19 protein-coding genes are annotated in these 19860 nt (G+C 68.6%); 4 read left to right on the top strand and 15 right to left on the bottom strand.

What is annotated here, in order from left to right:
* Positions 1-17: 17 nt before the first annotated feature.
* The 9 genes from C5O27_RS16925 to C5O27_RS16885 all read right to left on the bottom strand — a co-directional run bounded on the left by C5O27_RS16925 (position 18) and on the right by C5O27_RS16885 (position 8834).
* Positions 18-821 (bottom strand): ABC transporter permease, encoded by an 804-nt coding sequence (locus C5O27_RS16925; protein WP_127963210.1) that lies wholly within the window; start codon positions 819-821, stop codon positions 18-20.
* The gene (locus C5O27_RS16920) at positions 818-1804 is read right to left on the bottom strand and encodes an ATP-binding cassette domain-containing protein (RefSeq protein WP_127963209.1); all 987 of its coding nucleotides are present in this window, start codon (positions 1802-1804) and stop codon (positions 818-820) included. The genes C5O27_RS16925 and C5O27_RS16920 overlap by 4 nt, the downstream gene beginning before the upstream one ends.
* Positions 1801-2313: a GbsR/MarR family transcriptional regulator gene (locus C5O27_RS16915; RefSeq protein WP_127963208.1), complete on the bottom strand. Its 513-nt coding sequence runs from the start codon at positions 2311-2313 to the stop codon at positions 1801-1803. Before C5O27_RS16915 ends, C5O27_RS16920 begins: the two co-directional genes overlap by 4 nt.
* A gap of 62 nt (positions 2314-2375) precedes the next feature.
* The gene (locus tag C5O27_RS16910) at positions 2376-2861 is read right to left on the bottom strand and encodes a PPOX class F420-dependent oxidoreductase (protein WP_006360885.1); all 486 of its coding nucleotides are present in this window, start codon (positions 2859-2861) and stop codon (positions 2376-2378) included.
* 25 nt (positions 2862-2886) lie between these two features.
* Positions 2887-4062 carry a serine hydrolase domain-containing protein gene (locus C5O27_RS16905; protein WP_127963207.1) on the bottom strand — a complete coding sequence of 392 codons (1176 nt, stop codon included), beginning with the start codon at positions 4060-4062 and terminating at the stop codon, positions 2887-2889.
* A 79-nt stretch (positions 4063-4141) separates the two neighbouring features.
* Positions 4142-5446, bottom strand: coding sequence for a polysaccharide pyruvyl transferase family protein (locus C5O27_RS16900; protein WP_127963206.1), 1305 nt, complete (start codon positions 5444-5446; stop codon positions 4142-4144).
* Positions 5447-5506: 60 nt separating this feature from the next.
* Positions 5507-7138 (bottom strand): FAD-dependent monooxygenase, encoded by a 1632-nt coding sequence (locus tag C5O27_RS16895; protein ID WP_127963205.1) that lies wholly within the window; start codon positions 7136-7138, stop codon positions 5507-5509.
* A 110-nt stretch (positions 7139-7248) separates the two neighbouring features.
* Positions 7249-7644, bottom strand: coding sequence for a PIN domain-containing protein (locus C5O27_RS16890; RefSeq protein WP_006360889.1), 396 nt, complete (start codon positions 7642-7644; stop codon positions 7249-7251).
* Positions 7641-8834 carry an MFS transporter gene (locus C5O27_RS16885; RefSeq protein ID WP_075862588.1) on the bottom strand — a complete coding sequence of 398 codons (1194 nt, stop codon included), beginning with the start codon at positions 8832-8834 and terminating at the stop codon, positions 7641-7643. The genes C5O27_RS16890 and C5O27_RS16885 overlap by 4 nt, the downstream gene beginning before the upstream one ends.
* Positions 8835-8988: 154 nt before the next feature.
* Here C5O27_RS16885 and C5O27_RS16880 point away from each other — a divergent pair, with 154 nt between their 5' ends.
* Positions 8989-9870 (top strand): LysR family transcriptional regulator, encoded by an 882-nt coding sequence (locus tag C5O27_RS16880; protein WP_127963204.1) that lies wholly within the window; start codon positions 8989-8991, stop codon positions 9868-9870.
* 24 nt (positions 9871-9894) lie between these two features.
* Here the strand turns inward: C5O27_RS16880 and C5O27_RS16875 are convergent, their stop codons facing one another.
* Entirely contained in the window at positions 9895-11322 is a 1428-nt protein-coding gene (locus C5O27_RS16875; protein WP_127963203.1) for an FAD-binding oxidoreductase, read from the bottom strand.
* A 120-nt stretch (positions 11323-11442) separates the two neighbouring features.
* A complete protein-coding gene (locus C5O27_RS16870; protein WP_035752538.1) occupies positions 11443-14640 on the bottom strand; it encodes an ATP-binding protein in 3198 nt (1065 codons plus the stop codon).
* 115 nt (positions 14641-14755) lie between these two features.
* Here C5O27_RS16870 and C5O27_RS16865 point away from each other — a divergent pair, with 115 nt between their 5' ends.
* Together C5O27_RS16865 and C5O27_RS16860 are read left to right on the top strand one after the other, a co-directional pair.
* Positions 14756-15127 (top strand): VOC family protein, encoded by a 372-nt coding sequence (locus tag C5O27_RS16865; protein ID WP_006360894.1) that lies wholly within the window; start codon positions 14756-14758, stop codon positions 15125-15127.
* A gap of 16 nt (positions 15128-15143) precedes the next feature.
* A complete protein-coding gene (locus tag C5O27_RS16860; RefSeq protein WP_006360895.1) occupies positions 15144-15707 on the top strand; it encodes a mismatch-specific DNA-glycosylase in 564 nt (187 codons plus the stop codon).
* A gap of 121 nt (positions 15708-15828) precedes the next feature.
* Here C5O27_RS16860 and C5O27_RS16855 read toward each other — a convergent pair whose 3' ends face one another.
* The 4 genes from C5O27_RS16855 to C5O27_RS16840 are packed head-to-tail and all read right to left on the bottom strand — an operon-like array spanning position 15829 to position 18370.
* Positions 15829-16125, bottom strand: a complete 297-nt coding sequence (locus C5O27_RS16855) for a DUF503 domain-containing protein (RefSeq protein ID WP_006360896.1) — start codon at positions 16123-16125, stop codon at positions 15829-15831.
* A 10-nt stretch (positions 16126-16135) separates the two neighbouring features.
* Positions 16136-16966 (bottom strand): polyphosphate kinase 2, encoded by an 831-nt coding sequence (gene ppk2, locus C5O27_RS16850; protein WP_035752279.1) that lies wholly within the window; start codon positions 16964-16966, stop codon positions 16136-16138.
* A gap of 28 nt (positions 16967-16994) precedes the next feature.
* Complete coding sequence (locus C5O27_RS16845; protein WP_127963202.1) at positions 16995-17978, bottom strand: malate dehydrogenase; 984 nt, start codon at positions 17976-17978, stop codon at positions 16995-16997.
* Complete coding sequence (locus C5O27_RS16840; RefSeq protein ID WP_006360899.1) at positions 17975-18370, bottom strand: META domain-containing protein; 396 nt, start codon at positions 18368-18370, stop codon at positions 17975-17977. The genes C5O27_RS16845 and C5O27_RS16840 overlap by 4 nt, the downstream gene beginning before the upstream one ends.
* Positions 18371-18519: 149 nt before the next feature.
* Between C5O27_RS16840 and C5O27_RS16835 the strand changes: the two genes are divergently transcribed.
* A complete protein-coding gene (locus C5O27_RS16835) occupies positions 18520-19707 on the top strand; it encodes a hypothetical protein (protein WP_127963201.1) in 1188 nt (395 codons plus the stop codon).
* Positions 19708-19860: the final 153 nt, after the last annotated feature.

Here is a 19860-nt window from a genome sequence, read left to right as displayed (position 1 = left end):
TCCGCTCCGGTCATCGGCTAGGAGGTGATGGCCCGGCGTTCGTAGGTGCGCAGGGCGAGTCCGTACGATACCGCGCCGATCCCCAGGCTCCAGGCGATCGCGGCGATCACACTGCTCGTGGAAACCGTTGCGGCGGTGAGGGCTCCTCGGAGAACCTCGATCACCGGGGTGAACGGCTGGTACTCGGCGAACTGTTTGACGCCGACGGGCAACGAGTCGGCGGGAACGAAACCGGTGCTGAGAAACGGCATGATCGTGAGGAACATCGGCGAGTTGCTTGCGGTTTCGACGGTGTCCGCGGCGAGGCCCAGGTAGATCGCGAGCCAGATCAGGGCAATCGAGAACAACCCGGTGATGCCCAGGGCTCCGAGCCACCCGAGTGGGTCGACGGTGGGGCGGAAGCCGAGGGCGATCGCCACCGCGAGAACGACCGCGATGCTGAACAGCGCCTGGATGAGGCTGGCCAGGACATGTCCGACGAGCACCGATGACCGTCCGATGTCCATGGTGCGGAAGCGGTTGATGATCCCCGAGGTCATGTCCATCGCGACGACGATTGCCGAGCCTTGCACGGCTGACGCGATCGTCACCAGGATGATGCCGGGGACGACGTAGTCGAGGTATGCGGCGCGCCCGGTGGCCCCGCCGGACGTGGTCATCCCGGCGCCGAGCTGCCCGCCGAAGACGAAGACGAACAGCAGCAGGAACACAACCGGCAGACCCACCAGCATGATGGTCAGCGACGGGTACTTGACGAGGCGCCGGAGGTTGCGGCGCAACATGACCCGGGAGTCGGACACCGCATAGGTGAGTGTGCTCATCTCGCGGCTCCGGACGTGTCGGCGTCGGTCTGGACGGGTTCTTCGGCCGGCGCACCGGTGAGGGCGAAGAAGACGTCGTCGAGGGTGGGGGTGTGGACGTGGACGTCGGCAACCTCCACGTCCGCGGCGTCGAGCAGATTGAGTGTGGAGCGGATGGTGGCCACCGTGTCGTCGGTGGCGATGTCGAGCCGCCGTGACTCGACGATCGGCCGGGCGGACGGGAGAAGTCGCCGGGCCGAGTCGAAGGCGGCGTCGTCGACGAACGCGAGCCGTACCTCGGAGTCGTGCACCCGCCTCTTCAGCTCTGCGGCGGTGCCCTCGGCGACGATGTGGCCGTGATCGAGCACGGCGATGCGATCGGCGAGCTGGTCGGCTTCCTCCAGGTACTGGGTGGTGAGGAAGATCGTGACCCCGTCTCCGGCGAGGCCGGTGATGATGTCCCACAACACCCGTCGGCTTCGCGGGTCGAGCCCGGTCGTCGGCTCGTCGAGGAAGATGACGCGCGGGGTGGACACGAGGGTCATCGCGAGGTCGAGGCGGCGGCGCATGCCGCCGGAGTAGGTCGACACCGCCCGGTCCGCGGCGCCGGTGAGGTCGAACTGTTCGAGCAGATCGTCTGCGCGCCGCCGGCCGGCCGCACGTCCGAGGTGACGGAGATCTGCCATGAGGGTCAGGTTCTCGCGGCCGGTGAACAGGTCGTCGATGGCGACGTACTGGCCGGTGACTCCGATGATCGATCGCACCGCGCGGGCATCGGTCACCGTGTCGTGGCCGTCGATGGTCACACTGCCGGAGTCGGCGGGGAACAGTGTCGAGGCGATGCTCACCGTCGTCGTCTTGCCCGAACCGTTGGGCCCCAGCAGTGCGGTCACCGAACCGGCTGGAACAGTCAGATCGATACCGCTCAGAACCTGGTGCTCGCCATAGCTTTTCGCCAGTCCGCGGATGAGGATCTCGGCGCCGGTGGTCTCTCTGTGGGTCATGACCGTGTGCCCTCCGGCGGGGAGGCCGGGATCTCGCCGGCCGCGATGAGCACCTCGCGTTCCTTCTGCCATTCGGCGTACAGGGCCGGGATGCGGTTGGTGAGGAACTCGGTGAACGTCGCGATCTCACTCAGGACCGCGCGACGTTCCGGCGGGGCGTCGCGGAGGACCTCGAGTCCCTCGCGTGCGAGCGCCCCCAGTTCCTCGTACTCGGCGTTGTCCATCCCGAGGCCGCGTGCCGACGTGATGTCGATCGAGATGCGATCCATCCGTTCACCGGCCGCGCGCGACCGCTTCACCTGGCCCACGGACTCCAACGTCGTGATGGCGTTGGTGATCGCCGAGCGACTCGCCAGCAGGGCGTCGCTCAGTTCGGCGATCGTCGGGGCGGGCGGCTCGCACACCGCCAGATAGCCGAGAACGCGTCCGACCATCGGCGGATAGCTGTACCGGCGCGCACAGAACCGCGCCATGTGATCGGCGAACGTCAGCTGGGCGTCGAGTGCCATGCATCACAGTGTGCGCGCATGACTGAGATGACACAAATATGTGTCATCTGAAGCGACTACCTTCAGTCGTCCTGCGCGTCGAGCTTCGCGGCGACATCGGCGGGGAATCCGCCGGTGGCGATCGGTCCCCAGTGCGTCGGGGTGACGCGGATCAGCGACTTTCCCTGCAGACGCATCGCGGCGCGGTACTCGTCCCAGTCCGGGTGCTCTCCGGAAATGCTGCGGAAGTAGTCGACGAGGGCATCCTCGGCGTCCGGCATGTCGAGGACCTCGGCGTCTCCGTCGACCTGGACCCAGGCGCCGTTGAACTCGTCGGACAGCACGACGACGCTCGCGACGGGGGTGTTGCGGAGGTTCGCGGCCTTCGCCCGGCCGGGGTAGGTCGAGATCACGATCCGACCGTCGGCATCGACTCCGCCGGTGACCGGGGACAGCTGTGGCCCGCCGTTGGATCGGACGGTGCCGAGGATCATCTTGTGGCGTGGCCGGATGAACTCCAGCAGTGCTTCGCGGTCGACGGCATCGGCTTTCGCAACGGTTCTGGCCATGCCGACGACCCTACGCCGCAGCGGTTCAGGGCAGAGCGGAGATCAGACCGGCGAGAATCGCCGACACCGGCGACTCCTGCTTGCCGTCGACGGTGATGTCGTCGTCGCTGTTGACAAGGATGATGATCGTCGTGTCGGAGTCGTAGTCGTGGAACAGCGACGAGTTGAAGCCCGGGAAGTCGCCGTCATGCCCCCACCAGCCGTCCCGGTTGCCGATACCGATGCCGTAGCCGGCGGTCGCGGTGTTCGGCGGGGGAGACGTCAGGATCGAGTCGCGCCGCAGTTGCTGTGTCGAAGGATTGAGCACGCCCCGGCCGGTGAACAAGGCGTCACCCCACCGCTGCAGATCGTCGAGGGTCGAGATCACCGCGCCCGCGGTGAAGGCGAAGGACGGGTTCCAGTTCGTTGAGTCGACCGTCTTGCCGGCCGGCTGCCCCTGGCTGGTCACGCCGTCGACGTGCGGATCCGGGATCTCGACGGACCCGCCCGGCCACGACGAATCGTTCATGCCCAGGGGACGGAAGATCCGGTCGTCGAAGGCGTCGCGAATCGGCTGCCGCAGAACCCTTTCGATGAGCAGCCCTAGCAGAACGTAGTTGGTGTTCGAGTACTGCCAGCCCGCCCCGGGTGCGAATGCTGGCGGCAACGACCTCGCGGCGTCGACGAGTTGGGTTGGCGGCCAGTCGTATCCGGGATCGGCGAAGAACCTCTGTGTGAAGGCGTCGGACAGGGTGTAGGACGGGATGCCGCTGGTCATGTCCGCGACCTGACGGACGGTCGCGTTCCCGTTGGGTGCGTCGGGGACGTACTCGCTGATCGGATCGTCGAGCGAGACCCGCCCGTCCTGGACGAGTTGCAGCAGGATCGTCGCGGTCATCGTCTTGGTGAGCGAGCCGATGCGGGTGTGATCGGAGGCGGTGATCGGCCGGTCCTCGCCCTCGACAGCAGTGCCGGCCGTGCCCGTCCAGATGCCCGCCGGCGAGATGACGCGAGCGATGACGCCGGGGAATCCGCCGGATGATCGGAGGTCGTCGAGCACCTGCTGGAAGGCCGCGCCGCTCTCGGCGGACACCGAGGTCGGGGTGGTGCTCGACGACTCCGAAGTCGTCTGGGATGGCGAACAGGCGGCGATGCCGAGCACGGCGGTCACACCGCACACCAGAAGTCGTAGGGCAGTGGGGCGCGCGGGCCGACGGGTCATTTTGTGATCCTCTCCCGCGGATGCCGGAACAGCGGGCACATCGGGCGATCCCGGCGCAGATTCCGCGCTGTCGGAGGTGTCAGGCGCGGTGTGCGAACAGCGGGGCCACCGGATAGATGTCGAGTGCGGTGGCGACCTTGGCTTCGATGGCGTGCGCGCGGTCCGTCGTGCCGAAGCCGCCGGCGGTGGGGCGATCGGGGATCGTGTCTCCGGAATCGACGACGCTCCAGGCCGATCCGGCCTCGACGAGGGATCGATGCTTGGTCGAGTAGTAGACCGGCATCGGCACGATCGCCACGCCCGGGTCTCCCGCCGCAGCCGCGATGAGGTGCGGGTGGAAACGCGTGCTGATCCAGGTGCTGCCCTGCCCGGCGGGCAGCCCGCCGAACCAGACATCGCGGAAGGTGATGATGCGCGCGCCGTCGAGTCGCGCGCCGAGACGGTAGGGCACCTCGTAGTCGTGACCCGGGATTCCTTCGACGACAGTGACCGCCGATCCCGGGACCTCCCAGGCGTCGAGAGTGTCGTGGACGAATGCTGCGAGCGCTTCGACGCCCGATCCGCTTGGCCCGGTGAACTTCTCGGTGAGGTCCGACTGCAAGCAGAGCACGACGCCGCCGCCCTGCCCGGGTGTCTCGGCAGGTACCTCGTCGCGGTAGACCGCCGGTTGCGGCCGGTGCAGCGCGAGCCAGGCATCGTCCCCGGACTGCCGCACGTCGACCGCACCCTCCAGCGCCTGCGCCGATGCGGTGTCGCGCACGTCGACGATGTCGAACGCGCCCAGCGCCGTGACCAGAGCCGTCCACGCCGGTTCCTCGACCGTCGGCATCAGGCCCTGCCCGGTGGCCACCACCTTCGCCCCCGATCGGCCGGAGACCGCGGCGGCCGCCACGAGCAGCGACACGTGGTGCGGCCACACGCTGTTCACATATCCGCCGCCGAGCAGGTGGATGGTGGTAGCCGAGTGCAGGAGGTCGATGCCGGCGGTGAGACGTGGCGCCAGGCCGGCATCGAGGACCGCCCGTCCGACCCATGACCACGGGGCGTCGGGTTCGGTGTCGGCGGCGTGGTTCGAGAGTTGCCACAGTGTGTCGACGACGCGCAGATCGGAGTGGGCGTCGCCCATGAGCGCGCTCGCCGATCCGGGACTGTGACAGTCCAGGATCACGGTCGCCTGGGGGCGGATACGCGCGAGACGGTGCAGCCACGTGCGCGCGATGAGCTCGTCGCCGTAGTTCGGGTGGCCGGTCGGTGCGATCAGGTAGATGACCTCGCCGTAACCCAGCGCGCGAGCGACAGAGGACTCACTCGCCCGGCGTCGCGCCGATGCCTCCACCCGGCTCGCCAGCGAGCGAACACGCTCCACCCGCCCCCATTTCGTCATGGTGAGAGATTACGGCGGCGGTCCGGCGGCGCCACTCGGCGGCCCGGACAGCTGAGACGCTCACGCGAACGTGGCCCGGAGGTAGGAGAGGACCGCGGCGGTGTCGGCCAGCGGCCCGCGGTAACCCAGATAGCCGTCGGGACGGATGACGAAGGCCGTCGACCCGTCCGGGCAGTATCCGGCGGCGAAGCGGCTCTCGGTGTCGCGGAGCAGCGGCAGGTCCGTGCTGCCGACCTGCGCGGTCGGCGCGGCCACCACGTGGACGGTCATGTGCCCGCGGGCCGCCGTGGTCACCTCGGCGGCGAGGCTCTCGAGCACGGCCACGTCCTCGGCGCCCGCGGTGGCGTCGGCGTACAATACGAGAGCGTGGTCGACGCCGCTCAGCAACGAGTACAGCCGGAGCGGATGATTCACCGAATCACGACCGAGCCCGGCGGCATCCGGGGCCCGTTCACCCGCCCGCGGTGCGGCCGGCACGGAGGGGACCGTCGAACCCGCGGTGATCGGGCTGCCCGCATACGAGATCAGCAGCTGGGCTTCACGGCGCGTCACGAACTCCACATCGCTGGAGTCGGAGCCGATACCCTCCCGCGCATCGCGGACCGTCCGTCCGACGACCTCTTCGCCGACCGGGCGTCGTTCCAGGTCATAGCTGTCGAGCAGGCCGGGAGCCGCGTCACCGGCGACGGCGAGAGCCAACTTCCACGCAAGGTTGTGAGCGTCCTGCACACCGGTGTTCATGCCCTGAGCGCCGGTCGGTGGATGGATGTGCGCGGCATCCCCGGCCACGAACACCCTTCCGCGGCCGTAGGAGTCGACGATCCGGTGGCTGATGCGGAACACCGACGACCACCGCAGATCGGACACGGTCGCGGGCTCGGGCGACAACCGGTCGACGACGGCCTGGATGTGCGACAGCTCGGGGGCGCGGGTGCCCTCGAAACCGTGGGCGACACCGTCGCCACCGGAGGCCGGACCGATCGCGAGTTCGTCGGGCACGAGCATCGACATGCGGTATCGGCCCCGTCCCGGCAGGGGAATGCACACGAGCAGATCGTCGGTCGTGCCGTCGGCGGCCTGGTGCATCGCGCGGATCGCGTAGCCGCGGGGCATCGACCAGTCCACGGCCACGTCCCCCAGCATGTACTGCTCGGCGAAGGCTCCGCCCTCGAAGCTCAGGCCCAGACCTTTGCGGACCGTGCTGTGCGCACCGTCGGCGCCAACCAGATAGCCCGCGCGAACGGAGGTCTCGACGCCGGCCGCGTCGGTCAGGGTGACCGTCACCCCGTCGTCGTCCTGCACGAACGCCGAGACACGGACGCCGCGCTCGACCTCGGCGTCGAGGTCGGTGAGCCGGTCCCGCAGGACGCGCTCTGTGGCGTACTGCGGCAGCAGGTGGAACCGGAAGGGCACGTCGGCCGGCGTGACCAGGTCGATCCGTGACACCTGGGCACCGTTGACGAACACGTACTGTCCGCGCATCTCCATGCCCGCGTCCAAGATCGGTTCGAGCACCCCCATGCCCTCGAACACCTCGAGCGTGCGGGGTTGGATACCAACGGCTTTCGCGTACTGGGGAGGCTCGAGGAGCGGGTCGACGATCCGGACCCGCACACCTCGTCGGCGGAGTTCGATGGCGGCGGTCAGGCCGATCGGGCCCGCGCCCGCGATCAGTACGTCGACGTCGTTCATACAGAGACCCTTCGTCGGTGGTCGTGTGCGGTGTTCCCGGACCGGATTATTCGCTGGACCACCGATGCCGGTGCGGTACTCGGTAAATGTGGCACGGCATCGTTGCGGACTCAGCGCGGGATCGACGACGGTCCGAGGATCTCGGCACCCAGCTCGGTGACCCGGGCGCGCAGCTCGCGATCGGCGGTGACGACCACTCGACGGCGGCGGGGGTGGTCGCCGACGACGTCGACGATCGTGTCGTCGCCCGACGCCGGGGCCTCGACGACCGTCACTGCGGGAACCGACGCGATCCCGCGCGCTCTTCCCTCCACGACGAGCACCACCTCGATCGGGCCGGTCAACACGTCGAGCCCGGGCTCGGCGAGTTGCGCGAGCCGGTCCCGTAACCGCTGCGCCGCACCCCGGCGGTCCCGCCACCAACCGTCCGGCACGGATCCGACGACGTTCGCGCCGTCGACGACGAGCAGCGGGACGTCGAGGCGGGACGGCGTCGGATCGTTCATGTGCCCATGAGCCCACGGTCGGCGCCGTCGCGCAAATCCGATGTCCCTCGACGGTGTTGATCACGCCGCCGAAACCTGGTCTCCACGAACCACAGTCCCACTCCGGTGACCGGAAACGCGGCGCCCAGGACGCAGACGGCCGACCAGCCGAACGATGCGAAGACGAGAACCGACAGGATGCTGCCGACCGATCCTGCGGTGAAGTACGTGGTCATGTATGCGGTGTTCAGCCGGCTCCGGGCATCCGGCCGCAATGGGTAGAACACGCTCTGATTGGTGATGTGCGTGCCCTGGATTCCGAGGTCCAGGAGAGCGACACCGAGGCCCATCGCCACGATGGAACGCTCTCCGGCGGCCAGCAGCAGGAAACTCGCTGCCGTCACAGCCAGCATGAGACCGGTCTGTTGGTGTCCGTATCCGCGGTCGACTCCTCGGCCGGCCCCTCGTGCGGCAAGTGCACCGGCGACCCCGGTGAGCGTGAAGAGCCCGATGCCGGCGTCCGACCAGTCGTATCGTGGTCCGGCGAGCACGAATCCGATGCTGGTCCACACCACGCCGAACGACGCATAGGTGAGCATGCCGTAGCCGATCCTCCAGCGGAGCACCGGCTCATCGGCCACCAAGTGGACCACCGATCGCAGCAAGGCGCCGTAGGTCAGCTCGGTGGTCGGTGGACTGGTGGGCAGCGCGGCGACGGCGATGCCCGCGACCGCCATCAGGACCGCGGCGGTCAGAAAGACCGTACGCCAGCCGGCCACCTCCGCGATCAGACCGGCGACCACCCGCGACAGGAGTATCCCGAGCAACAGGCCGGTCATCACGTTCCCGATGACGCGCCCACGTTCGGCCTCCGCGGCAAGTGTCGCGGCGAGAGGGACGAGAAGCTGGCCGACGACCGAGCCCGTGCCGACCAGGACCGCAGCAGATGCGAGCACCTGCCAGGACGGCGCGCACGCCATGACGGCCAGACACACGCCGGTGACAATCAGCATCGCCCACAGCAACTTGCGCCGATCCAGTAGATCGCCGAGCGGCACGAGCAGGGCCAGACCGATCGCATAACCGATCTGGCTCGCCGTCACGACAAGTCCCACGCTCGTGGTCGAAGCATCGAGATCGTTCGCGATCAGGGCGACGATGGGTTGCGCGTAGTAGCTGTTGGCGACGACGAGTCCGGATGCGAGTGCCATCAGGAGAACGGATCGCCGACTCAGCGAGTGTGCTGCCGTCGTGGAGAGTGACATGCACCGATCGTTGCCGAGGCCCTTTTCAGCTGTCCAACAGATAGACTTGATCGTTCCAAGCGACTGGACCGATGGATGGCGTGCTGGATACCATCCGTCGATGGAACTCCGGCAGTTAGAGCACTTCCTGGTGGTTGCAGACGAGGGAAACTTCACTCGCGCAGCAGCTCTCGTGCACATGTCGCAGTCGGCGCTCAGCTCCTCGATTCGCTCTCTGGAGCGGCAGTTGTCCGCAGAGCTTTTCGAGAGAACCACACGACGGGTGCTGCTCACCGACGCGGGCGTGGCGTTACGTGATCACGCTAGGCGGATCATCGGTGAGGTCGCCGCTGCGCGCCTGGCGGTGGAATCCATCACCGGCGTCGATGCGGGAACGATCGACATCGGAACCGTGCAGACCTTCACCGCGATCGACCTTCCCGCGACGATGGCGCTGTTCCATCGTCACCATCCGATGGTGCAGATGCGACTCCGCGAGGCGACCACCACCCAACTCATCGAAGCGCTGATCGAAGGGGAACTGGATCTGGCATTCGTGGCTCTCGACGCGACGCCACTGCACACCTCCCTGACGGAGGTGGCGAGATACGACGAGTCGCTCGTCGCGATAGCGGGCCCCGACCACCCGATCTCGGTGAAACGCAGCGTCGACCTGGACGAACTCGCCGAGCACGGCTTCATCGACTTCGAGGCCGGTCCCGGACTGCAGACCGTTGTGGCGGACCTGTTCTCCGCCGCGCGCGTCCAGCGCGAGATCACCTGTCGTGTCGGTGACATGGGTCGGTTGGTCGATCTCGTCCACCATGGTCTCGGTGTTGCCGTCGTACCGGCTCCGGTGGCGCACGCGGCGAACCTGGTGGTGGCCGTTCCATTGGAGACGACCCCGCCGGCCACTCGGTCCCTGGCGTTGTTGTCGAGGACCGGAGGACCGACCAATCCTGCTGCGAAGCGGTTTCTCGGCCTGCTCGACCATCCGCGCTGACCGGTGTTCGATCGACGGCCCGCGTCAGCCGATGTCGCCGTGACAGAACCGGTCGTACGGGTCGAGCGTCGCCTTGATCTCCAGCAGCCGACGGCGGTGCTCGGCGCTGTAGGCGTCGGCGGCGCGGCCGGCGCGCTCGGCACCCGAGGTGAAGTTCAGATACGTGGCGCCGGTGACGTAGGGCGCGAGTTCGGTGCGGGTAACGCGCTGGGTCGATTCGACGGCGAGCGCCACCTGGGGGTCGGGGACCATCGAGATCAGTTCGAGGAGGAACCGTCCGGAGCGTGCCCGGTCGTTGGCGGCGTGCGCCGCACCTCGGGCGATCGCGCCGCCGGCGTGACGGATCTCGGCGGACATGATGAGCGGTGCCGAGCCCGGGGCCGGACGAGCGCATCCGGCGATGATGTCGATCGCCTCGTCGTGCAGATCGTCGAACCACTCAGTGGTGACCATGACCGGCATCGGCTCGGTGGGGTCCATGCTGATCGCGTCCGTTGCGGCGAAGGGCATCTCGTCCCACATGTCGACCAGGGGTGTCCGCCAGTTCCGCCACCCGTCGACGATCGCCCGGCCGGTGGCGAGGTCTCCGGACCAGCATCCGCGCACCACTGCGAAACTGCCGCCGCGCAGCGGTTCCGGGACGTCGTCGGTGGGCGGCAGATTCAGGATGGTGACGGCCGAGGTCAGGGCTTCCGGCTGAGCCGGTGCCCAGTCGCGGAACCGACGTATGATCTCCTCGGCCTCGGCGGCCGGGTAGAAGAGGTTGCCCGCGTACACCGTGCTCACATCGGCGAGGGCGATCTCCATCGAGGTGACCACACCGAGGCTGCCGGCACCCCCGCCCTTCAGAGCCCAGAAGATGTGCGGGAAACTCGCGTCGCTGACGCGGATCGGCGTCCCGTCGGGGATCACGAGATCGAAGGAGAGCACGGAGTCCGACGCCAGCCCGAACCGTCGGCCGAGCCAACCGAAACCGCCGCCGAGGGTGTAGCCGATCGCGCCGACGATGCTTGCCGAACCCACCAGCGGCGCAAGGCCGTACGGAACCGCGGCGTCGAGCACCGCCTTCCAGGTGGCGCCGGCGGCGACGCGAGCGGTCCTGGTGACAGGGTCGACGGCCACCGCGGTGAGCCGGGACGTGTTGATGAGCAGGCCGCCATCGGCCGCCACCCCGGTCCCGTGACCGGTGGCCTGGACCGTGATCCGCAGATCCTCCTCGGCGGCGAACCGCACGGCCTCGACGACGTCGAAGTGATTCTCGGGAACGGCGATGACCGACGGGCGGTGGATGACGAGTCGGTTGAATCCGGCGCGTGCCTCGCGGAAGCCCGCGTCCCCGGGGCCGAGGACCGCGCCGGCGATCCGGTCACGCAGTTGTGCGAGCACCGAGGTGCGGGTGCGGACGATCAGCCGTTCGGGGCGGCCGGTCGGTGAGGTGGGAGTCGCGGTCATACGGTGAGTCCTCGGGTGTGGCCGGCTTCGCCGGGCGTTCGGTCTGGTTCCGGGCAGGCCGGGTTCGTCAGACCAGATTCACCGACGGTTCTTGAGGGCGACTTGAGGCGGACTTGGGGCCTACGCGGTCGGGGAGACGCCCCATGCCGAGGCGACGGCGTCGACCCGTTCGACCAGCGCTTTTGCCTCTTGCGCCACGGCGGTGGCGCGAGCCCGTCCGAGGGTCGTGCCGAACGTCGACGCCGGGCGACCGTTGGCGTACTCGTAGCGGGCGCGAACGAGAAGACGGTGTGCGTCCCCGTAGTGTTCCCCGGTCCGTTCGGCGAAGTCGTCGGCTTGATCCAGGAGGGCGGCCGCGTCGGTCAGCTTGCCGGCGGTGACCAGTATCTCGGCATGCAGTCCGAGCCAGAATCCGTCGCCGGTGCGCGGCCGGTCGGCGTTGCCGGGTCGGTCGGGGCCGGCGTCACCCGTCTCCAACCGGTCGATGCGGACCAGGGCGTCGTCGATGTCGCCGGCCATGGCGCGTGCCCACCAGTACATGCGTTCGCCGCCGCGACGCAGATAGGCGAGCGGGCCCGCACTCTCGGAGTCGATGATCTGTCCAGCGTGGAGCGCCCACTCCGCATCGCCGATCGTCGCCGCCGCGCCGACCGCGAAGATGGCGGTGCCCAGCCGGGACCTGGGGTCGGGGCGTGCGTCGGTGATGCTTGCGAACAGTGTGCGGCCGGCATCCCGGCCGAGGTGGACCGTGGCGGCCCAGGCCCGGAAGCCGCGTGCCATCGTGAGCTGGTCGTCGCGGAGCCCATCGACGTCGTCGAGCGGCCCGTAGGTCTCCAGGATGCGATGAGCCGCACCGTAATTGCCGCGGGTGAACTCGTCGATCCCGGCGGCCTGCATGCCGAGGTGGACGACGACGGGATCGTCGGACCGTTCGGCGCGGACGCGTAGGTCGTTCGCGAGCCGGTGTCCGGTGTGCGCGTCGGCGACCTGGATGTGCGCGGCACAGCGCGCATAGTCGAGGGAGGCCAGCAGCCGCCGGTCGCCGAGCGTGGTGGCCAGCGTGCGGGCGCGTTCTTGAAGGTCGGGATCGGCGGCGAAGTAGCCGTGTACGGAGACCTCGCCGGCGAGTTGGGTGGCGATCGCGCGGAGCTCGGCCTGCTGGTCGCCGGTGGCCCGTGCCAGGGTCGACGCGTCGCCGAAATGGCGCTTCGCGCCGTCGAAGTCGTAGGTGCGCAGAGCGATGTCACCTGCGGTCAGCAGCGCGCTGGTCGTGCGCTCCCGGTCGGCGAGCGGACCCGCCGACCAGAGATGGCGCGCGACCCGGCTGACCGCATGCGGCGAGGAGTTGCCGGCGAGCGCATCGGCGATGGCGAGGTGGATACGCCGCGCGCGCATCGACGGAATCCCGTCGGCGATCGCCTCGCGGATGATGTCGTGGCTGAAGCTGAATCCGAACGGGTCGGCGGGTCCGAGGTCGACGACCCCGGCGGCGGAGGCGGGTTCGAGGGTGTCGAGCGCCTCGTCCACCGGTCGTCCGGCCGCGGTCGCGAGCAACACCAGATCCACCCGGGTGCCGATGAGGGCGGCGATGTCGAGGAGTTCGGTTGTCTCCGGGGATAATCCGAGCAGTCGCTGGCGAACTACGTCACGCACCCCGGATGGCACGGCATTGCCCGCGATCGAGCCCCGATCGGCGAGGATGCGTGCCAGTTCGCGGACGAAGAAGGCGTTGCCGCCGGTGCGTCGCTCGATCGAACTGACGGTCGCGACCTCCGGCCACTGTTGCGTCTCGCGGCGGATCAGCTCGGAGATGTCGTCCCCGCGGAGGGGGCCGACGTGGATACGGCGGTGCTCGGGGAGCCGCGCCAGTGTGGCGAGGGTCGAGGCGACGACCGGCCGGTGGGTCGGCGACCGCAGCGAGGCGAAGAACGTGACGCCCGCTGTCCGACGAGAGGCCATGTGTGCGAACAGTTCCAGCGAGGCGCCGTCCGCCCACTGGAGGTCGTCGAGGACGATGATCAGCTTGGTCGTCTCGGCGACGCCGTCGAGGAGGTCGGCGGCCTGGTCGTAGAACTGGAAACGTGCTGCGGCGTCTGGCATCTGACGCGGTGGCGGGATGACGTTGACGCCCTCGGTGACCATTCGGCCCAGCGAGCTGTCGAGGAGTCGTTCCCGGTCGGCCGGATCGAGCTGGGGAAGTACCGTGCCGAGGATCTGCACCCACGGCCACATCGACGGTGCCGCAGGATCGTCCACGCACCGTCCCCACAACACCCGTAGGTCGGCGGCCCCGGCCGCTCGCCGTCCCGCCTCGTCGATCAGGGCCGTCTTGCCCGCACCCGGTTCGCCTTCCACCACGACGACCCCGCCGTGCCCGGCCATCGAGGCGAGGACGGCGCGGTGCAGCGCGGCCAGTTCGTCGGTTCGCCCGACCAGCGTCGGCGCGTCGTCGAGAGGTTCGGGGGCGTGTGTCGCCGCGGTGGGTTCCACGGCATCGGTGCTCAGGGAACCGGTTGCAGCGGTGACGGACCTGCGCGACGCTGCCGGTGCATCGAGGTGCGGTGCGTGATCGAGGATGTCGCGTTCGAGCTCACGGAGTCGTGGGCCCGGGTCGACACCGATCTCGTCGGCGAGGATGCGTCGGGCGCCGGCGATCGCGCCGAGCGCATCGGACTGCCGTCCGAGCCGGTACAGCGCGGTGGCGAGCAGAACCCACAGTCCTTCGTCGAGCGGCGATCTCTTGACGGCGCCGTCGAGTTCGGTGACGAGGAGATGATGGTCGCCCGCGGCCATCCGCGCCTCGAAGGACATCTCCCGCGCCGCGCCGAGCATGCGGTCGAGATGGTCGGCGGCCTCGTCGCGGAATGCCAGTCCCTCGAACTCCGGGAGGATCGGCCGGTAGGACTCGAGTACCTTCTGCAGGAGTGGGGCCGCGGCGGCGGTGTCGCCCTGCTGCATCAGGGTTCGCGCCGAGGCCAGGTCCGTGGTCAGCCGGCGCAGGTCGACCTGGTCAGGGGTCGTCGGCAGGCTGTAGCCGGTTCCGTGGGTGAGCAGCACGGTCGAGGGACTACGCGGCTTACGGTCGGGTTCGAGGGCCTTGCGCAACCCCGAGATGTAGGACTGCAGCGACACTTCGGCGCGGTCGGGTGGTGAGTCGCCCCAGATGCCCTCGATCAGCCGGTCGGCACGTAGCGGTGCACCCTCGGCGAGGACGAGCTGCGCGAGTGTGGCCCGCTGCTTGCGGGTGCCGAGTTCGACGGGATCGGAACCGATCTGGGCGCCGAGCCCGCCCAAGACCGTGTACGAGAGTCCGAGCATCAGCGTGAGTGTAATGCTCCACAACCCCTCGAGGGAGGGGTTGAGGACCAGGACCGGTCCTTCGTCCGACAGACGCGGACGCCAGATGTCGGTGGGCGGCGATACCTTTGTCCGCATGACTCTCACAGTGGGCATGATCACCGTCGACACCCTTCAGCCGATGCCGCTCGCCACGTGGTGGGCCGAGGCCCTCGGTGGCCGGATCATCCAGGAGAACGAGGGGTTCTTCGTCGTCGTCTCCCTCGAAGAGGGGGCACCGCTCCTCGCATTCCAGCAGGTCGACGACCCGACCCCGGGGAAGAACCGCATCCACCTCGACCTCACGACCGAAGATCGCGAAACCGAGGTCGAACGACTCATCGCCGCCGGCGCGACGAAGATCGCCGACCGTGAGATGCCCGGTTTCGGCTGGGTGACGCTGGCCGACCCCGACGGCAACCAGTTCTGCGTCGCCGGACGGCACGAGGCCGAGGGGACCTTCGACTGACGTCTAGCCTCGGGGGATGGGATTCACCAGGGCCGAACTCCTCGAGTTCCGGGATCGCACCGTCGACGACCTCGTCGGTGACGACTGTCGATTGCTGTTCGTCGGGATCAACCCCGGCCTGTGGACCGCCGCCACCGGCGCCCATTTCGCGCGCCCCGGCAACCGCTTCTATCCCGCGCTGGCACGCGCCGGGATCGTCGACCGGATCATCGACGCGTCCCGCGGCATGTCCGAGGCCGACGCCGAGTTGCTGACCGGACGAGGAGTCGGCATCACGAACGTCGTCGCCCGGGCGACCGCGACCGCCGCGGAACTCACGGTCGAGGAGTTTCAAGACGGGGGTCGTCGGCTGCGGGAACGTGTGCGTGAGATCCGGCCACGAGTGGTGGCGGTCGCCGGGATCACCGCCTACCGCAGCGCCTTCGGGCGTCGCGACGCGGTGTCGGGTCGCCAGGATGAGACCTGGGACGGGGCCCAGCTCTGGGTGGTCCCGAACCCCAGCGGACTCAACGCGCACGAGACCGTCGACTCGCTGGCCGCCGCGTATCGGGAGGCAGCGGTCGCGGCCGGCGTGGTCTGAGCGGGCGTCGCCGAAATCTGCCCGAAAACGACCCTGGACAGTGCCACGGGCGACCCAGCGTCCGTCGGCTTCTGGAGGGCGGATTCCGGGGGCGCTTCTCAGCCGGACCTTCGGCCGGGTCTCAGAGGTCTTCTGAGTTGAGGATCCGACGCCGCACCGAGAGGAGCTCCACCTCGGGATGGTTGGCGGCGGACCGCTCGACCGCATCGAGCACATCGACGACGTGGGTCCGGTCGGCCGCCACCACGCTCGTGCCGATCACCGCGCGCCGATGCATGTCGAGGTGACCGACCTCGGCCGCAGACACCGAGAACCGTCGTCGGAGTTCGGCGACGATCGGCCGGACGATGGACCGTTTTTGTTTCAGCGAGTGCACGTCACCGAGGCGATAGTCGAACTCGGCGAACCCGATCCACATCAGAACGCGATCAGTGGTCGGTGCGGATCAGCGTCGCCACGTGGTCGGGAACGTACTTGGACAGCGATCGCGGCGGCCGGTGATAGTTGCCCGACTGGATCGGTTTCTTCGGCAACGTCACCTCGGGGCGGGGTACCTCGCCGTACTCGATGTTGTCGAGCAGGTGCGAGATCATGTTGAGCCGCGCGTGCTTCTTCACGTCGGATTCGACGACGTACCAAGGGCTCAGGGCGGTGTCGGTGTGCACCATCATCTCGTCCTTGGCGCGCGAGTAGTCCTCCCAGCGGTACACCGACTCGAGGTCCATCGGGCTCAATTTCCACTGTCGCACCGGATCTTTCATCCGCTGCCGGAACCGCTTGAGCTGTTCGTCGTCGGAGACGGAGAACCAGTACTTGCGCAGGATGATGCCGTCGTCGATGAGCATCTGCTCGAAGATCGGCGTCTGCCGCAGGAATCGGGTGTGTTCCTCGGGCGTGCAGAATCCCATGACCTTCTCGACTCCGGCACGGTTGTACCAGGACCGGTCGAACAGCACGATCTCACCCGGCGCCGGGAGATGCGCGACGTAGCGTTGGTAGTACCACTGCCCGCGTTCACGATCGGTCGGCGCGGGCAGCGCGGCGACGCGTGCGATGCGAGGACTCAGATATTGGGTGATCCGCTTGATGGTGCCGCCCTTGCCCGCGGCGTCGCGGCCCTCGAAGACCACCACCACGCGAGCGCCGGTCTCGCGCACCCATTCCTGGAGCTTGACCAGCTCGGTCTGCAGCCGGAACAGCTCGGCCTCGTAGACATTGTTCGGAATCTTCTGAGGCCTCTGCTTGTCCTTCTTCGCCATGGGAAGAGACTACGGGCTGCGGAGGCGATCAGGAGGTCAGAGCAGCGACGCGTTCGGCTTCGAGTTCCGCGACCGAAGCGTCGATGCGTGCCCGGGAGAACCCGTTGATCTCGAGTCCTTCGACGATCTCCCATTGTCCGTCGACCGAGCGCACCGGGAACGAGCAGACAATGCCCTCGGGCACGCCGTACACGCCCGGTGACGGGAGTGCGGTGGACGTCCAGTCGTCGGCGGGGGTTCCGAGCACCCAGTCACGGACGTGATCGATGGTCGCGTTGGCCGCCGACGCCGCCGAGGACGAGCCGCGCGCCTCGATGATCGCGGTGCCCCGACGTGCGACGGTCGGGATGAAGTCGTCGACGAGCCATTCGCGGTCCGCGGCGAGGTCGGCGCCGCTCCGGCCGCCGACGCGTGCATGGAAGATGTCGGGGTACTGCGTCGCCGAGTGGTTGCCCCAGATGGTGACCCGGCTGATCTCGCCGACCTCGACCCCGGCGCGATGGGACAGCTGGGCGATCGCGCGGTTGTGGTCGAGGCGGGTCAGCGCGGTGAACCGTTGGGGTGGCACCTCGGGAGCGTGGGCAGCGGCCACCGCGGCGTTGGTGTTCGCGGGATTGCCCACGACGATCACCCGGACGTCGTCGGCGGCAACCTCGTTGATGACCGCTCCCTGTAACGCGAAGATGTCGGAGTTGGCCGCGAGCAGATCCGCGCGTTCCATGCCCTTGGACCGTGGGCGAGCGCCGACGAGCAGAGCGAAACTCGCACCGTCGAATGCCTTGCGCGGGTCGTCGAAGACGTCCACGGACTTCAGCAGACCGAACGCGCCGTCGTCGAGTTCCATCGCGGTTCCCACGGCGGCCGGGACCGCCTGGGGCAGCTCGAGGAGTCGGAGGGCGATGGGCTGGTCGTGGCCGAGCATGGCGCCGGCGGCGATCCGGAAGACGCTGGCGTACCCGATGCTCCCGGCCGCACCGGTCACGGTGACGACAGCCGGTGCGGAACGTCTCACGAGTACTTTTCCATCAGGAGGACCTGGGTTCCCGGTCCGGAGAGTACGAGTGCGTGGCCCGCCGAGTACCAGGTGAGGGGCTCTCGGGTGAGCGCGGTGATCCACTCGTCGGCGCCGGCGCGTGGACCGGGGCACGCCATCATCGTCGAGGCGAGCGAGCCGACGCGCAGCACCGATCCCTCCACGGTCATCTCACCGACGTGACGGTTGCAGCCGGCGAACAGCGAGATGCGGTTGGCGGCGGTGAAGGTCAACTGGAGGGGGCCGCCGCCGGGGATCTCGGGGCCGGTCACCGCCGTCGACGAGTAGGACTTGCCGACGAAGGGCGGAACCGCAGGCGCGGCGTCACCCCGACCGGCGGCGAACGCACCGAGACCCGACACGAACAACACCGCGCTGACCAGCGCAACAATGCGTAAGCTGATGCGATGTTCGCGGGCTGGGTGGAGTACGCGTGCCGTCTGTCGGCGATCCCCGAGGCTCACGTTCACTACGGTAGCCGACCGGATGGGGGATGCGATATGGCCATCGGAGGTGAGATGTGGTTCCGGTGACCTGCCGAACCGAATATCTGACGGGGCGCCACCACAACTCCGCGGGTGCCGCGTGGATCGTCATGATGGTCGCGATGATCGCGCTCGTCGGGCTGAACATCGCCGGCGTCGACGGTCTGCTCATCTCCGCAGTGGTCGCCGGACTGCTCGCCTTGTCGCTGTTCGCGGCTGCATACGGCCGACTGGGCGAGCGCGGAGCGGTGCTGCTGACCGTCGACGACGACACCGTCTACTTCGGCAACGAGGACCGCACGCTGGTGTCCTACCCCCTGAGCGCGCTGCGCTCGTTCGCGATCGGCGGACCGGCGGACGAGACCTCGCCGATGACCGGCCGGCGGGCCCAGCACCTCACCGTCTTCGGACAGAAGTACCTCAAGCTGACCTTCGCGCGAGAACAACCGCGCGCCGGCACCGGAGCCGACGAAGATCTCGACCCCGACTTCTGGCGGGTCGCGATCATCGAGGGCGATCCGGCAGCGTCCGCGGTGATCGACAGGCTACGAGTCCATGCGCCGCAACGTGTTTCGACGGAAAAGAAGGCCGCTCCGCCGAAGGAGAAGGCGTCGGTGGCGACGGTGCCGCCCGACCACGACCCCTCGAACGACGAGCACTCACCCGTCGATCTGCGCCGGCCTCGCATCGCCGACGCGGGATCGGACGAGGCCGCCGAGCGGTTGTGGGAGGAAGCGACGCGGCGCCACGACGAGGTGCTCAGCGCGTACGGGAGCTATGAGCTCGATCCGGCGCTGCTGTTGAAGTATCCCGCGGTCACCGACGTGACCGTCGATCAGACCCAGACCTTCCATCTCGCGCTCGACGAGGCCACCGCCCTGCGCACCGACTCCTACCCGGGCAATCGCGGTCGCGCCGACGCCTACCAACAGTCGGTGGCTGCCCTGCGGCGTGCCTGGATCGCCTGTGAGAAGCACGGACGACGCATCGGGGCCGGCTACCTCGAACCCGCCGACCAGAACGCCCTCGACACCGCACTCAAGCTGTACAACCATGCCGAGGCGAGCAGCACCCCGGCAGAGCAGGCGACGTACTACGGCCGGGTTCGCGACATCGTCACGACGATGACCGACCGCGGGGTCCTGCATCCGCCGGAGGCGGCGGTCGCGGAACTGAGCGCCGTCACGCGTCGCGCGCTGGAGGCCGGCAAGTCCAACGCGTGACCCGTCGACGATCTCGGGAGGAATCATGCGGGGATACCGCGGCGGGTCAAGACGTTCGCGATCGTCCCGATCGGCTGGCCGCGAGGACGTTTCGGACCGGTCAGCCGGTATGACCCGGAGACCGTCATCCATCGCGATCGCTGGTGACCTCGG

Origin of the sequence: Gordonia alkanivorans, assembly GCF_004011905.1 — a bacterium.
In the GTDB taxonomy this organism is placed as follows: domain Bacteria; phylum Actinomycetota; class Actinomycetes; order Mycobacteriales; family Mycobacteriaceae; genus Gordonia; species Gordonia alkanivorans.
Note: the sequence above shows the minus strand (reverse complement) of the source record. Positions and strands in the feature narration are given on the sequence as shown.